This window comes from Amycolatopsis sp. NPDC114478 (assembly GCF_055633805.1).
This window is the reverse complement of record NZ_JBVKDO010000049.1, coordinates 1-13,360: the sequence shown is the minus strand read 5'-3', so window position 1 is coordinate 13,360 and position 13,360 is coordinate 1. Positions and strand designations below refer to the sequence as shown.

At 68.2% G+C, this 13,360-nt stretch carries 15 protein-coding genes and 1 pseudogene; 11 read left to right on the top strand and 5 right to left on the bottom strand.

The features are described from left to right. The first annotated feature begins 206 nt into the window (after window positions 1-206). From ACZ7OH_RS51605 to ACZ7OH_RS51590, 4 genes are all read left to right on the top strand, one after another. Complete coding sequence (locus ACZ7OH_RS51605) at window positions 207-617, top strand: hypothetical protein (RefSeq protein ID WP_470287688.1); 411 nt, start codon at window positions 207-209, stop codon at window positions 615-617. Window positions 618-1,460: 843 nt separating this feature from the next. After that, a complete protein-coding gene (locus ACZ7OH_RS51600) occupies window positions 1,461-2,099 on the top strand; it encodes a hypothetical protein (protein ID WP_470287687.1) in 639 nt (212 codons plus the stop codon). Window positions 2,100-2,211: 112 nt separating this feature from the next. Next, a complete protein-coding gene (locus ACZ7OH_RS51595) occupies window positions 2,212-2,832 on the top strand; it encodes a suppressor of fused domain protein (RefSeq protein ID WP_470287686.1) in 621 nt (206 codons plus the stop codon). 146 nt (window positions 2,833-2,978) lie between these two features. Next, window positions 2,979-3,458 (top strand): hypothetical protein, encoded by a 480-nt coding sequence (locus ACZ7OH_RS51590; protein ID WP_470287685.1) that lies wholly within the window; start codon window positions 2,979-2,981, stop codon window positions 3,456-3,458. Between the two features lie 49 nt (window positions 3,459-3,507). Here ACZ7OH_RS51590 and ACZ7OH_RS51585 read toward each other — a convergent pair whose 3' ends face one another. After that, on the bottom strand, window positions 3,508-4,353 hold the full coding sequence (locus ACZ7OH_RS51585; RefSeq protein WP_470287684.1) for an alpha/beta fold hydrolase: 846 nt from the start codon (window positions 4,351-4,353) through the stop codon (window positions 3,508-3,510). Window positions 4,354-4,415: 62 nt separating this feature from the next. On the opposite strand from ACZ7OH_RS51585, the gene ACZ7OH_RS51580 reads away from it, so the two are divergent. Beyond that, entirely contained in the window at window positions 4,416-4,967 is a 552-nt protein-coding gene (locus ACZ7OH_RS51580) for a helix-turn-helix domain-containing protein (RefSeq protein WP_470287683.1), read from the top strand. Window positions 4,968-5,220: 253 nt separating this feature from the next. On the opposite strand, the gene ACZ7OH_RS51575 is transcribed toward ACZ7OH_RS51580, so the two are convergent. After that, a complete protein-coding gene (locus tag ACZ7OH_RS51575; protein ID WP_470287682.1) occupies window positions 5,221-5,553 on the bottom strand; it encodes a hypothetical protein in 333 nt (110 codons plus the stop codon). 296 nt (window positions 5,554-5,849) lie between these two features. Here ACZ7OH_RS51575 and ACZ7OH_RS51570 point away from each other — a divergent pair, with 296 nt between their 5' ends. Next, on the top strand, window positions 5,850-6,539 hold the full coding sequence (locus tag ACZ7OH_RS51570; RefSeq protein ID WP_470287681.1) for a hypothetical protein: 690 nt from the start codon (window positions 5,850-5,852) through the stop codon (window positions 6,537-6,539). A 562-nt stretch (window positions 6,540-7,101) separates the two neighbouring features. Here ACZ7OH_RS51570 and ACZ7OH_RS51565 read toward each other — a convergent pair. Next, on the bottom strand, window positions 7,102-7,464 hold the full coding sequence (locus ACZ7OH_RS51565) for a hypothetical protein (RefSeq protein WP_470287680.1): 363 nt from the start codon (window positions 7,462-7,464) through the stop codon (window positions 7,102-7,104). A 200-nt stretch (window positions 7,465-7,664) separates the two neighbouring features. Here ACZ7OH_RS51565 and ACZ7OH_RS51560 point away from each other — a divergent pair, with 200 nt between their 5' ends. Together ACZ7OH_RS51560 and ACZ7OH_RS51555 are read left to right on the top strand one after the other, a co-directional pair. After that, on the top strand, window positions 7,665-7,868 hold the full coding sequence (locus tag ACZ7OH_RS51560) for a hypothetical protein (RefSeq protein WP_470287679.1): 204 nt from the start codon (window positions 7,665-7,667) through the stop codon (window positions 7,866-7,868). Further along, window positions 7,849-8,220: a hypothetical protein gene (locus ACZ7OH_RS51555; RefSeq protein ID WP_470287678.1), complete on the top strand. Its 372-nt coding sequence runs from the start codon at window positions 7,849-7,851 to the stop codon at window positions 8,218-8,220. The genes ACZ7OH_RS51560 and ACZ7OH_RS51555 overlap by 20 nt, the downstream gene beginning before the upstream one ends. 272 nt (window positions 8,221-8,492) lie before the next feature. Here the strand turns inward: ACZ7OH_RS51555 and ACZ7OH_RS51550 are convergent, their stop codons facing one another. After that, complete coding sequence (locus tag ACZ7OH_RS51550; protein WP_470287677.1) at window positions 8,493-9,113, bottom strand: DUF4236 domain-containing protein; 621 nt, start codon at window positions 9,111-9,113, stop codon at window positions 8,493-8,495. Window positions 9,114-9,371: 258 nt separating this feature from the next. Here ACZ7OH_RS51550 and ACZ7OH_RS51545 point away from each other — a divergent pair, with 258 nt between their 5' ends. Beyond that, window positions 9,372-11,045: a DUF1003 domain-containing protein gene (locus ACZ7OH_RS51545; RefSeq protein WP_470287676.1), complete on the top strand. Its 1,674-nt coding sequence runs from the start codon at window positions 9,372-9,374 to the stop codon at window positions 11,043-11,045. A gap of 199 nt (window positions 11,046-11,244) precedes the next feature. On the opposite strand, the gene ACZ7OH_RS51540 is transcribed toward ACZ7OH_RS51545, so the two are convergent. Then, entirely contained in the window at window positions 11,245-12,066 is an 822-nt protein-coding gene (locus ACZ7OH_RS51540; protein ID WP_470287675.1) for a MerR family transcriptional regulator, read from the bottom strand. A gap of 217 nt (window positions 12,067-12,283) precedes the next feature. Between ACZ7OH_RS51540 and ACZ7OH_RS51535 the strand changes: the two are divergent. Then, window positions 12,284-12,454: pseudogene (locus tag ACZ7OH_RS51535) on the top strand (transposase); the annotation flags it as partial. A gap of 146 nt (window positions 12,455-12,600) precedes the next feature. Continuing rightward, the gene (locus tag ACZ7OH_RS51530; RefSeq protein ID WP_470287674.1) at window positions 12,601-13,284 is read left to right on the top strand and encodes a tetratricopeptide repeat protein; all 684 of its coding nucleotides are present in this window, start codon (window positions 12,601-12,603) and stop codon (window positions 13,282-13,284) included. Window positions 13,285-13,360: the final 76 nt, after the last annotated feature.

The window sequence follows — 13,360 nt, the reverse complement described above, 5'->3', positions numbered from 1 at the left end:
CCGGCATCGCGCACCTGCACAACATCCTCCTCGCCAACTGACCGGCAACACCAGCCCCACCAACCACAACACGAGTTACGAGACATCCCTTAGTCGAGCCACGATCGCTCACGCCGCTGCATAATGGCGCAATGTTGACGACGTTTCGGCCACGGTGGGTGTTGGCCTGGTTCTCCGCTGTCGTGAGCGGGGTCGTCGGAGGCGTCGTGGCGTTCGCGGCCCGCTTCGCGATGGGGTTCGTGTGGTCCGACGATCGAGTAGCCGGTCCCGTGGGTGCCATGGTGGTGGCGGCGGCCCTGATCGTGCTGCTCGTCTTGGTGCGGGTTCGCCGGCGACGGCTCAGCGTTACCGAGAGCGGCCTTGTCGCGCATCGAGATGGATACCGAGTCAGCGTGCGCTGGGACGATTTCGAGCAGGTCGTCACCAAACGGATGGGACCGTTCACGATCGACGTGCTGACCTTCCGCGCCGGTCAGGTCGAATCGTCGTCGCGGCACCCGGTTCCGCGGAAGGTGTTCGCGGTCGGCGCGGACCGCATGATTCAGATCGGTGCTTACGACGTGCGTTGGCGTGACGGCCTGGTCGGACAGATGACGGCACGGGTGACCGATCGGTAGTCGCCTGACGCAGGGCTGCCGAAGGCAGAGTGCCGGCCGCGCAATGAGGACGGCTACAAGCCCGACGGTTTCGCGCCGGCGGTCTTGACGAGCGGTACTCCGCACCGGTAGCTCCCCGGGCCGGCAGGCCGGCACGAGACGAGGCGGCGTCTCCCCTCGCCCCTCCTGCACCGCTCTGCCCGGCGGCACCGACGCTGCTTACCGGCCAAGGGCGCCAACAGCCGCGGCCGGGGCGTCATCACCGGTCCCAGCGGGGCGGACCAGCGGGCGAGCACGATCAGTAGCGCCAGTTCGAAGACTGCCATCACTCGCTCCACCAGCCCGGTCGCCACGGCCCGCAGGTGCTCGCTGAGCAGGACGTTGGCGTCTACTCCGAACTGATCACCTGGCCACCACGCAGAGGGCGACCCGGACAACAAGATCAACCTCTTCGATAACGCCGGATTCGTGGCACCGGTGGCATGGTCGGCCTGTGCGAACCACCTCTGCTTCTGACCGACGCCAACGGACTGACAACCTAGCGTGGCCACCCGATCGCGGCGCCGGGCACAACAAAGACCGCGCCAGCCGCGCGTCGTACGCAAGAACCGGCCGATGCGAACCGAGAATGCTCCTCGGCGCCAGCGAGCCCGCAGGCCTCACTTCGCCGGCTTGACCGCGACGCCGCCGTGGGCTCAACGCCTGTTACCCGCACTCATCCCGTCCGAGAAAGAGCACTCGATGACCAGCCCTGACAGCACTCCCCGGCTCGCCCACCCGGCCCCCGGCACCTCGACAGTGACGAGGTCGGCCGGTACCCACTCCACGATGTGGCGCCGGGCCAGTCTCGGGCTGGTCACAGTCGTGACGCTGGCCGCGACCGCGGGCTGCAACCTCGGCCACACAGCCACCACCGCGCCCACGAACTCCGCGAACCCCTCGACCGTGCCCGGGTCCGGATTGCCGGCTGGGGACAAGTCCGCGTCGATGCCCGCGCCGAGCGCCTGCAAGCTGGGCAGCCGGGACGGCCAGCCACTACCCGACCCGAACTGCACCCCCGGCGCGGTAAACCCCACCGTCACCCAAGCCAACATCGACGACACCATCTGCAAGCCCGGCTGGACCAAAACCATGCGGCCCCCGACGTCGAGGACGAACCCGATGAAGGCCGCCTCCGCCCGCTCCTACACCATCCCGCCCGGCGAGAAAGGCGAATACGACCACCTGGTCAGCCTCGAACTCGGCGGCGCCCCCGATGACCCACGCAACCTCTGGGTCGAACCCGGAACCATCCCCAACCCCAAGGACGCCGTGGAGAACAAGCTCAACCAGGCCGTCTGCTCCGGCCTGATCCCGCTGGCGACCGCGCAGAAGGCGATCGCCGCGGACTGGGTAACCGCCTTCGACGACACCGGCCTGCGCGTAGCCGGCGGCAAAGTATGCCTGCGCGACAACCCAGCCAAATGCGTCACCAGTCGACACGGCGACCAGGACGGCAACTAGACAACAGCGACACCAACTCACAAACCCCGGTCCGGTCAGGGCAATCGAACGTCCGCAATTGCCGAGTTGAGTGCGCTGGAAGGGTGGCGAAGCTGTCAGCGATGATGTTGAGGTGACGGAGACCGAGGACGCACCGGGCTGGGACGCCATTGACACGGCTCTGGCCCGGCTGTACCCCGACATAGAGCCACGGCACGTCGGCTACTTCCCGCCGCGAGGGTTCCAGGGAGCGGGCCTTCAAGGCTGCTCGGCATACCCTGCCGACCGGCATTGGCACTACATCACCTACGGCTTGAGCGAGCTGTACCAGCCCGACCCCGAAGCCGACCCGGAATGGTCGGGCTGGGGATTCGAACTGACCTGCCGCATCGTCCGCGGCACCGAGGTCGAGCCCCCACAGTGGCCGTTCGCGATACTCAACAAGCTCGCGAAGCACGTCAACACCAACAAGGTCGTCCTCGAACCCGGACACCGCATCGACCTACGGCAACCGATCACCGGCAACCCACACCTGCCCGACGCCCCGCCGAGTGAACTGACCGTGTACGCCCTGACGCTCGACCCACAGCTGGGGTGCATCGAAACCCCTAACGGCAAGGTCGCATTCCTCCAGGCCGTGGGTGTCTCCAGCCGGGAGAAGACCCGCATGATCGAGACCTCCACAGAAGCCGTCCTCACTGATCTGGCCGAGAGCAACCCCTTGTTCGTCACCGACCCGCACCGTCAGGGCTGACCTCACCTCTCGGCGGAACACCGACCAATTCGCGGCCGGTCACGCCGATGAGCGGATGTCCGGGTGAGCGACTGGTGAGCCGGATCTCTGTCGGACATCCCGGTGGCCGCCGGCCCCGCGTGATCGGATGGGAACGAGAATAGGGCATGGGATATCAGCTGCAGGGCGCCATCGCCACCGAGCCCGCTCTCCGGAAGTTGGCGGGAAGGGCGGAAGACGCATGCATCGTTCCGCTCGCCCAGCACCTCTGCTTGCTACCGATGACCGACGCGTTGTTCGACGCGGTCACCGTCGCCGGAACGGCCGAGCTTGACGGTTTCGCGGAGGCACCCGCCGGGTTCGGCCACGCTTTGGCCGTTTGTTCGGTGGGCGGTCCCATCGCCTACGTCGAGGCTGACTACTTCGGTGGGAGCGGAACCCAGTCCGCACAGGTATGGGACGGCGGTCAGGTAGTGCTCGGCCCCCTGCACCTGGCGGAAGGAGAGCCGATATCGGCCGAGGGCAGCCCTATCTCCCGGGCGCTTCGATGGCTTGTTGTGGTCACGGGTGAGTACTTCGATGAGATCGATGCTGTCGGGCTTGGCCGCCACCGCGAGACAGGCGACTGGCTTCCGCCCATGAGTTGATCAGCACGACGCGCTCTCGTGCTGAGGAGTGTTCCGGCTGGGAGCGCGGTCAGCAAGGCTGGTCGAGGAGCTGCCGGGTTCGCGTGGCGACGAGGCCGGGTCGCTCGGCCTGGATGAGGTGCGCGGAATCGGCGCTTTCGAACTGCCCGTCGGGCAGGCTTTCGGCGTAGCGGCGCTGGTGCTCGCGCATGCCCGCGTGCTGGTGTTCCCGGCCTTTGGGCGCGCGTGATGCGGACAGCAGGATGGTCGGACACTTCGGAAGCCGGGGCGGCTCGGTGCGGAACTGCCGGACGGCAGCGGCTACCGCTCTGATCTCCTTGCGAGTCTGGGCGAAGCCGGCCGGGACGAAGTCTTCGGCGAGCATGGTCCGATAGGTCTCCTCCGGGAACAGCTTCCGGACGTTCCCGCTGAGCGGCCTGGCCAGCGGCCGGAACCGGCTGAGCACCTGGGCCGCGGCCAGCATGCGGTCGACCTTGGTCGCGGTTCGTTCCCAGCTGTCGTACACCGGAGCGGTCTCCGGCGTCGGGTCGACCAGCAGCAGTCCTCGCAGCCGATGCCCGAAGCTCTCGACGGCGCGGCGCGCGATCAGACCGCCCATGCTGTGCGCGACGAGCACGAACTCGCCCGGCACGACAGCCTCGACCAGCGCGACGAGGTCGGCGGCCAGATCGTCGACGCCGAGCTGCTGCGTGGTCCGGCCACTGCGGCCGGACCCGGCGCGGTCGTAGGCCACCAGCCTCGCCCTACCGGCCAGCAACGGCACCACCGGATCCCAGCAGGTCCGGCTGCAGCCCCCGCCCGCTTCGAAGACCACCCAGTCCCGCCCCTTGCCGGACTCCTCCACGTAGACGTTGCGGCCGTTGACCGGCACCTTCCGCCCCAGTACCTCGCGCACGTCGCCTCCCCGACCACCAGTATCAATTTTGGTAATGGTATCTGATGTGAAACAGTAAGGCCATGGACGCCGTCGACCTGCTCCTGCACCCGGTGCGGCTGCGCATCGTGCACGCCCTCTCCGGCGGCCGGACGCTCACTACCGCGCAACTGAACGCCCACCTGCCCGAGGTGTCGAAGGTGACCGTGTACCGGCACGTCGCCCTGCTGGCCGAGGGCGGATTCCTCGAAGTGGACGGCGAGCAACGGGTGCGCGGCGCGGTGGAGCGCCGATACCGGCTGCGCCAGGACCGGCCCGTGATCGACGCCGACGCGGCCACCGCGATGTCGCTGGAGGACCACCGCAGGGGCTTCGCCGCGGCGATGGCCGTCCTCATCGCCGAGTTCAACGCCTACCTGGACCGCGACGGGTCCGACCCGGTCGGCGACTCGGTGTCCTATCGGCAGAGCACGCTCTGGCTCAGTCCCGACGAGCTCACCGGCATGCTCGACGAGATGCTCGCGGCACTGCGAAGCCGGGCCGGCAACCAGCCCGCGCCGAACCGCGCGCCTTATCTGCTCAGCCCCATCTTGTTTCCCGCGGGGCGACCGCCCGCCCAGGAAGCCGGGCAGTAGACCGGCATCGTCGCCGCCGGTGGTGCACCCAGCTCGGTCACCGCACCGCGACGGTCGTCACCAGGCGCCCGTCCGAACGCGCGCTCCTGCCGATGACCGCGAGTCTGCGCCCTGGCTGTATTACGTTTGTTCTGTGGCGCTTGAATGGATCGAGCGCCGCGTCGTGGGTGCCACGGTCTGCGAACGGCCATTTCGCGTCGCCCGGCCAACGGGCGCCGTGCCGGGCATGCTTTGGCTACCACAGTCACGCCGCTCACCACCCCACCTGGTCCTGTTGGGCCACGGGGGTAGCGGGCACAAGAAAAGCGAGCGAATCGGTTATCAGGATCTTGGCGCTGCGGGCCTTCGCATCGTGGCGGGGCCTGCCTTCGGCCACCCGCATGTTGTCGAACACCACGCCGGCTGCGATGCAGCCGAACACCCCTCCGCCCAGGCACAGCTCCCGTTCAACCGCCGCGTGTGCGGGGGGGTCATGCGGAACTCGCCATTTCCGAGAATACGACGGGAGGAGGAGGACCACCCCGTCACCGCGGTGAATCCATGCCACGGACTCCCCGCGCGGCGTGTGGTGGAACATGATGCGCACGTTCCGAGTGTCCCCATCGGGTTGGCGGGATGGCCATCGAATATCAGCTCGCTGACCGCCATGCCAACCAGCGCTGGGATACGCCAACTATTGACTTGTCTTCACACGACCTCGGCGTCGCTGGAGTGGTTGCGGGGCACCGGGCTCGGGACCGTCGATCCGCACGCGCTCACCGTGGGGTCCAACCGCTTTTGACAGAAGCATGTGTGGTGCGGCGCCAACCGCTCAGCGCCACGCGCGGGTGACGAGCGCGGGCGCACCTTGCCCCGGGTGAGGACGCGAGTCCAGTCTCGTAATTGGCCACCGGGAACGGCAAGCAGGACGGGACGTCGAGCAGGACCGTCAGCCGTGCCAACGATTTCCGCGTGCCCGCCGCTCAGCTGGATTTCGAAAGGTTGACGTCTATGTTGGATCCGCAAAGATCACCATCCGAGGACGACCGGCCGCTCGTCCTCAAGGGCGAACCCCTGCCACTGCCCGCCGGGACGGTGGCCGCCGCCGACGCCGATAGCTGGTACTACCTCCGCGCGCACTACCTGAGCGAGTCCGGACAGGACATCGTCGGATACCTCTGCCCGTTGGGCCCCAACGCGACCCAATCCTTCTGGGACTACATCGTCATGCGTCCTGACGCCGCCGGCGCCTGCCAGTTCAAGCTGGAGGACACCGATGACCGCGGCTGGTCGAAGTGGTTGATCAAGGCGGACGGCAACCACCTGTGCCTCAAGGCGACCGGCTGGTACTACCGGGCCTCGGCGTACACGGCGAGGTTCGCCATCATCGACGGCAAGCTGCACAACGACTACTGGCGGGGACCGGCGGGCGCGGTCTACCGCAGCATCCTCGTGTCCTCCGGCTACTACGTCGGCCAAGACCTGGGTGATCGCACGACGTTGACGAACTGCGCACTGGTACCGGTGGGCGCCGAAGCGGATGCCCCTGCGCCGCCCGGTACTGCGGAGCCGCGCGCGGTCAGCCCTTCCTGAGGGTCACCGCCTCGTCCAGTGCTGTGTCCTTGGGGTTCGCCGGGGTGGTCGCCCCGGTCACGTGACCACGCCGTCGACTCGGCGAATGTGCGCCGGGACGGTTGAGTGCCTCGGTCGCGTGGGTAGGTGACCAGTACTCGGGACGGGGTCTCGGGCACAGGCGGCGGCCTGCCGGGATGACCACGCCGCACCGTCGGGGCGGTGCCGGATAGAACGGGTCATCGCAGCAGGCCGCCGTGCCCTGTCTGCCGGCTGCGCGGGATCGTCCCGTCTCGCCGAACCCAGGCGATGTGGCCCGGCAGCTGCGCTCGAGACCACACCGTCATCGGCGGCGGTCGAGGAAGCGAACGTCGAGCCCGCCGGCCTCCGCCTCAGCAGCTACGTCGCCATCTCCGCTCAGTTCGCCCGCGCCGCTGGCAACGCCCTCACGCTCCATCCGGCACCTGGGGGCGGCCTCGACGCCACCGTCCACCTCCGCGGCGCGAGCACACCGGCCATCCTCGCAAACCGGCGGCGGGAGGCCGTATCCCTGCGATGAACCTGGGTGGGAAATCGGGTCCCGTCAGCCGATCCCCAGCACGGACTTGGCGGTGGTCCAGTTGTCCAGCATCGCCGTCTGCGCGGCGGACAGGGTGACCTGGTTGGCGCACACGGCCTTCTTGACGGCGTTCTCGACCGAGTCCTTGCTGTAAGAGTTCGGGCTGCCCGAGTGCGGCTCCAGCCAGAGGTTACGCGGGTCCTTCGGGGCGTCGCCGAGCTCCAACGGGAGGAAGTGGTCCTCCTCGTAGTCGGACATGTTCGTGTCGCTGTAGCTGTAGTCGATGATGCCCTGTTGCTTTAACCCGTTGGTGTAGGTCGTCGACGGGCGGATCGTGGCCGTCCAGCCGGAAACGCAGATCGTCGAGCCGATCGTCGACTGGGTCACGTCCGGGTTCTTCACCCCCGGTGTGCAGGACGGGTCCGGCAGCGGCAGGTAGCCTGTGCGCCGACGGCGTAGGCGGGGATGTCGATCAGGCCAACCGTGAGGGTGACCGCGGCGGCGGTGACGCAGGTCCGAAGAACGAGGCGGCTCATCCGAGTCCTTTCGCAGAACGACAGCGAACCCCCCGGGGCCCGGCTTCCTTGGTGGTCATCACCATGCGCAGCGTCGGCGACGCCGCGATGACAGTGAAGAAGCCACCAAATGACCACACCACATCGAAACTGTTCACCGCGACGGGTTCGTATCACATCGCCCGGAACATCCCGACCTTCGACGGGGCGCCGAAGGTCGGGCACGTTCTCAGGTCGGCGGCGGTAGGTTCGGCGGATGCGGCGAGAACGGCTTGAGTTGCGGGTCGCCTGGATCAGCCTGACGGCGGTCAGCCTCGGGATCGCCGGTTTCGGCCTCGTGGTCGCGACGGCGCCCCCGGCCGGCGACGCATCGCTGTATCGCGCGGACGGACTCGCCTCGATCGGGCTTGGCCTGTTCGGCGCCTTGCTGGCCGTGGTGCCCTTCCGGCGCCGGGAGCGGTGGGCGTGGTTTGCTCTCTGGTTCTATCCGGCGTTCTGGCTCGCGCACCTGCTCGGCGGGCTGCCGCCCGGGAAGGACCATGTCCACCAGGTCGTGTTCATCGTGCTTTCGCTGGCTGGTCTCGTTGTCCCGAGCCGCCAGTTCTTCCGAGGCGAGACACCGCGCTAAACAACACGAAGGCTTCAGCCTTCCGAGACCTCGGTCCAGGCCGGCCGGTCACGCAGCGTGTGTGCAGTGATCAACGACTGACGCAGTACGCACCGGTTGGAATGAAGTACGTGCTGTCGCCGGGAAGGACATACCACCGCCCGCCGCCGATCGACGGCCTCTCGGCCACCTCGTACACCGTCGCTCCTGTCAAGCGGCAGCCGGGATGGCCGATGCCAAGTCGTTGACCAACGGCAGGACAGATAGCCTGACGCGCCCGGCGGACTAACGCGTCAATCTATCTGGCCCTTTCGGCTAACCCGCCACGCGTTCATGCGGTTGGGCGCCGGAGCCGTCGCCCGTGGGCGGCGGCCATCTTGCCGCTGCCCACGCTCGATGGCGAAGCCGGCCAGTGGCACAGGTTCGACCTGCGTCACAAGAGTCCGGCTTGATGCATGCGGGCATGCCTGCCAGGTAGCAGTAGCGGCTCGGGTCCCCCACACGACTGTCTCGGAGTGAAACCGAAAACGCGGCGGGTAGCAGCGCATCTCGTCCTTGATGTTGAGCAGCGTCACGATCAAGCCGGTCAGCACGCAGGGCAGCGCGACGATCAGGAGCGGGACGACGACGAACCCCACCAGCGTGCTCAGGAGACCGATCAGGCAGAGCATTCGCTCGATCTTGATGCGACGAGTCATCGGGACCAGCACCGCCTGCCGACGCGGCGCCGATGCAGCCTGCGCGTCGGCCACGGAACGCGCGTTCGCGCCGCGTAAGCGACGTGAACTGCTGCTGGTGGTGTAGCTCAGCCCGGTACCCGGGACACCGACCGTCGTGCTGACACCACCGCGTGCGCGTTTGGTCACCCGCACGCCCGGTGCGACCTTGAAAGACTTGCGATACCTGAGCCCCACGCGACCTCCCGATCATCCGATCGAAACGTCATCGGCCGACCGGCTCAACGTTACGACCTGCCGCAACACGATCGGATCACCGGGATTCACCACCGTGTCACCGCCGGGTCCCCGACACCGGAGCGGCATCGGGGATGCTGGTCATACCGGCACCCGGCCGGCGGGAAGGAGCTCGGAGAGCGTGGAACGGTGCGAAGCCAAGCAGCAGGGAACGGCGGACCGGACATCCGGTCCGGCGGCGGATGCCGGGACCGCCCGGTGAGTCCCCTGCGCGCGACGCGGCGCCCAGCCACCACCGCGGACGAGCAGACCGGCCTCAACGGCGCCTTCGCGGCCGCGCTGACCAAGGCCGTCGGGTCGATGCCCGCGCTGTACGTCGTGCTGCTCGTCGTCGCCGGCTGGATGGCGCTGGCCACCTGGTGGGCGCCCTTCCACGCGCTGGACCCGTACCCGTTCGCCTTCCTGCTGTTCCTCGACAACGTCGTCCAGCTCGTGCTGTGCCTGATCATCCTGGTCGGCCAGCGGGTGCTGGGCGCGGCCGCCGACCACCGCTCGGTGCAAACCTACGAAAACGCCGAGGCGGTCTTCGAACAGATCGCGGACCTGCAGCAGCACCTCGACCGGCACGACCGGGCGCTCAGCCGCGGGGTCAGCCTGCTGGAGTCCAGCCCGCACCCGTGGATCGAGCAGCACCGGGTGCGGCGGCCGCCGCAGGCGCTCGACCAGGTCGTGAGCGTCAACGGCCGGATCGCGGCGTGGCTGACCCAGCGGCTGGGCAGCATGTGGGCCTTCTACTTCGCGGCCGGCACCCAGGTGGTCTGGATCAGCCTGGCCGCGGTCGGCGTGCAGACGCTGGACCCGTACCCCTTCGCGTTCATGACTTTCCTGTCGACGCTGGTCCAGCTGGTCTTCATGATCGTGATCATGGTCGGGCAGGGCGTGCTCGGCCAGGCCGGCGACCGCCGGTCCGAACAGATGTTCCTCAACGGCGAGGCGATCCTGCACGAATGCCGGCGGATGAAGGCCCGCCTGACCGCGCAGGACCGGCTGATCGACGATCTCAGCCGGTACACCCGGGGCGAGCTCATCGAGGACCTCGCCCGGGCGATCCACGACGCCGACGCAGCCCAGAACACGATGCCGCCGCGCTGGGACCAGGTGCCGGAAGAGCGGAAGGCGGTGACCCGCGCCCAGGCGAGGCAGCTCGGCGAACACCTCGCCCAGGTCGGCTGCGTGCTGGTGCCGGCGTTCGACCCGGCGCTCACCGTCGTGTTCGACGACGACGAGGTCGTCCAGCTGGCCCGGCGGGAACACGAACGGTCGCTCGCCGACGGGAGCGAACAAATCCCGGACCTCGTCGTGTGGGAAGAGCTCCCGGAGCGGACGCGGGTCCGGAGAATGCACCTGGCACGCAGCATTCCCGCCCTGGCGGCCACCGTGGGCATGCAGGTGGTCCGGGACGGGCGCGCCCGCGACGGCGCGGGCGAGGAGAACTTCACCGCCGAGGACTGGGCTGTCCTCCAGCGAGCCTTGATGTCCGCGGGCATCCTGGTCGCGCTCGCCGTCGACTCGGTGGATTCGGACGAGATGTTCGCGCTGGTCAAAGTGCTGCGGGACGCCAGCATCGCGCACCCGCGGCGGTTCATCCGCGAAGTCACCTCGACGACCGCATTCGACACCGGGCTGCGACCCGGCACCAAGTACGCGGACTACCTGCCCTCGGCGGTGGCGACGATCCACTCGGCCGCCACGATCGTCGAGCGCTCGGCACCGGCCGAGCTCCCCGACTTCCGCGAGTTCCTCGTCGAAATCGCCACCGTGGTCGCCGAGGTGCACTACGAAGGCGGACAGGGCGGCGTGGGCCCGCTGCGCCGGACGCCGAAGGAGCTGACAGCAATCGACGAGGTCCGGATGGCATCCCGCCCCGGCTGAAACCCGGCGCCGGCTGCTACGCGCGGATGACTTAGGCGCGCGACGCAAAACGGGCCCCGGCACCGCGACCGGGCGGACAGACGCTCCACATCGGCGTTGCACCAACACGGGACATGACGAATTCCCATGAAGCGCGTGATTGCCGCGGTCCTCGGAAGCGCACTGCCCCCGACCTCTTCGGGTTCACCCGCAGTGCGGATCAGCGGAGAGGAACAGCCCAATCGCAGCTTGCGCATTCTCCGGCAGACGGCGACCGAGGCGCCAGAACCTGCCGGATGGCTCCTGCCGTGGACCGATGCTGCTGGTCGGCCCAGGTCAGCAAGGCTTCCGTGAAGGCCGTGGTCCGAGCTTCGCTGACGTTCGAGGTCTCCGCGTGGATGAACGCTTCCTGGTGCGCCTCCTCGGTCCGCAGCCGCAGCTCTGGGACCTTCGCGGCGAACTCGTCGGCCTCGTCGCCGAGGACCGGCCAGCACCACTCGACCGGCCCATCGCCGTCTTCGTCGACGTTCCCATGGAACACGACGAACGGCGCTCCAGCGACGCCGTCCGGTCGCGGAATGCCCTCGCCCCGAAGCTGCCGGAGAAACCCCTTGCCGACCGCGTCGAACGAGTCAGCCCGCACCTGGCAGTGCAGACTGAGCAGGCTGCGGGCGGGCAGCTCACGGACACACACCTCGTACATGACAGTTCTCTTTCCCTGCAGCAGATCGACGAAGTAGCCGGCCAGGTCTCGGCGCGCCGCGTGCTCGGCCTCGGCTACGGACCAGAAAGCGCCGACCCGCTCGGCCGCCGCCCCGGCATCCAAACCCAGGATCACCTTGATCTCCGCCAGCGGAACACCGATCTGACGCAGCAACAGCACCCACCGCGCCCGCTCCACCTGCGCAGGGGCATACCACCGGTAACCCGAAGCCCCATCCACGCGAGCAGGCGGCAACAACCCCGACTCGTCGTAACGCCGCAACGCCCCCGGCGACAACCGCGTCCGCCGCGCGAACTCACCGATGCCGAGCAACTCCATGACCGACTCCTTCGCACCAGGGCAACTCGCCTAGTCCGTGTCAGGGTGAGCCTTCCCGCACCGGCAAGGTCAACCCGGGTGCGAAACCGTCAATCAGACCACCATGAGATCCGGCGTCGAACGTTGAACTTCCGGTCCGCCTGCTCGCCGAGCTGCGCGCCGCTGGGCTGCTGGACCTGTCGGCCGTGCTGGTCGACTCGACGCATCTGCGTGAGCCCGCGGCAGCACCCCGCTCGTCGCCCGCCGCGGCGTCGAGCACGGCTCCGGCCTGGGCAAACTCCGCTGGCCAGTCGAACGCACCTTCGCCTGACTGAAGAACTTCCGACGACTACGCATCCGAACCGGACGACGAGCTGAGGTCCACCAAGCCATCCTCAGCCTGGCCTGATCGATCATCTGCCTCCGCAAACTCATTCTGAACTGATCCCTAAGGGTGCATCCGCTACGGCCTGGGATTCTTGCGCTTGTGTAGCGCTCAGCGGCGACTAGTTCGTACGGTTGGTTGTGCTGTGTGGGCGGGACGTTGGGGGTTGTGTGGCCGGTCGTAAGCGGGGTTGGTGGTGGGCTGCTGTCTATGCGGCAGCCAGGCTGACCAGCCGCATACTCAACGATCTGGGCCGCTACCTCGACAGGCAGGGCGACGTCGGTACCGCCATTGGCTACCTCATCCGCGCCTACGACAGCAACCAGCGCCTCTACGGCCCCGACCACCCCGCCACGCTGACCTCGCGGTACAACCTGGCCGGCGCCTACGAGGCGGCGGGTGATCTGGGGCGGGCGATCCCGCTGTACGAGGCCACCGTCGCCGACTGCGAGCGGGTGCTGGGTCCCGACCACCTCAACACGCTGACCTTACGAAACAATCTGGCCTACGCCTACCGGGCGGCAGGTGATCTGGAGCGGGCGATCCCGCTGTACGAGGCCACCCTCGCCGATCGGAAGCGGGTACTGGGCCCCAACCACTCCAACACGCTGACCTCGCGGAACAACCTGGCCAGCCCCTACCAGGCGGCAGGTGACCTCGAGCGGGCGATCCCCCTGTACGAGGCCACCCTCGCCGACAGCGAGCGGGTGCTGGGTCCCGACCACCCGGGCACGCTGGGCTTGCGGAACAACCTGGCCTGCGCCTACCGGGCGGCGGGTGACCTCGAGCGGGCGATCCCCCTGTGCGAGGGCAACCTCGCCGACAGCGAGCGAGCGCTAAGGGATGTCTCGTAACCCGGTGTCGGAGCGGCCGGGCCGGTAGTTGATCATGTTGGTGTGGTGCAGGTGATCACAGCGTCGCGGCCGGAGT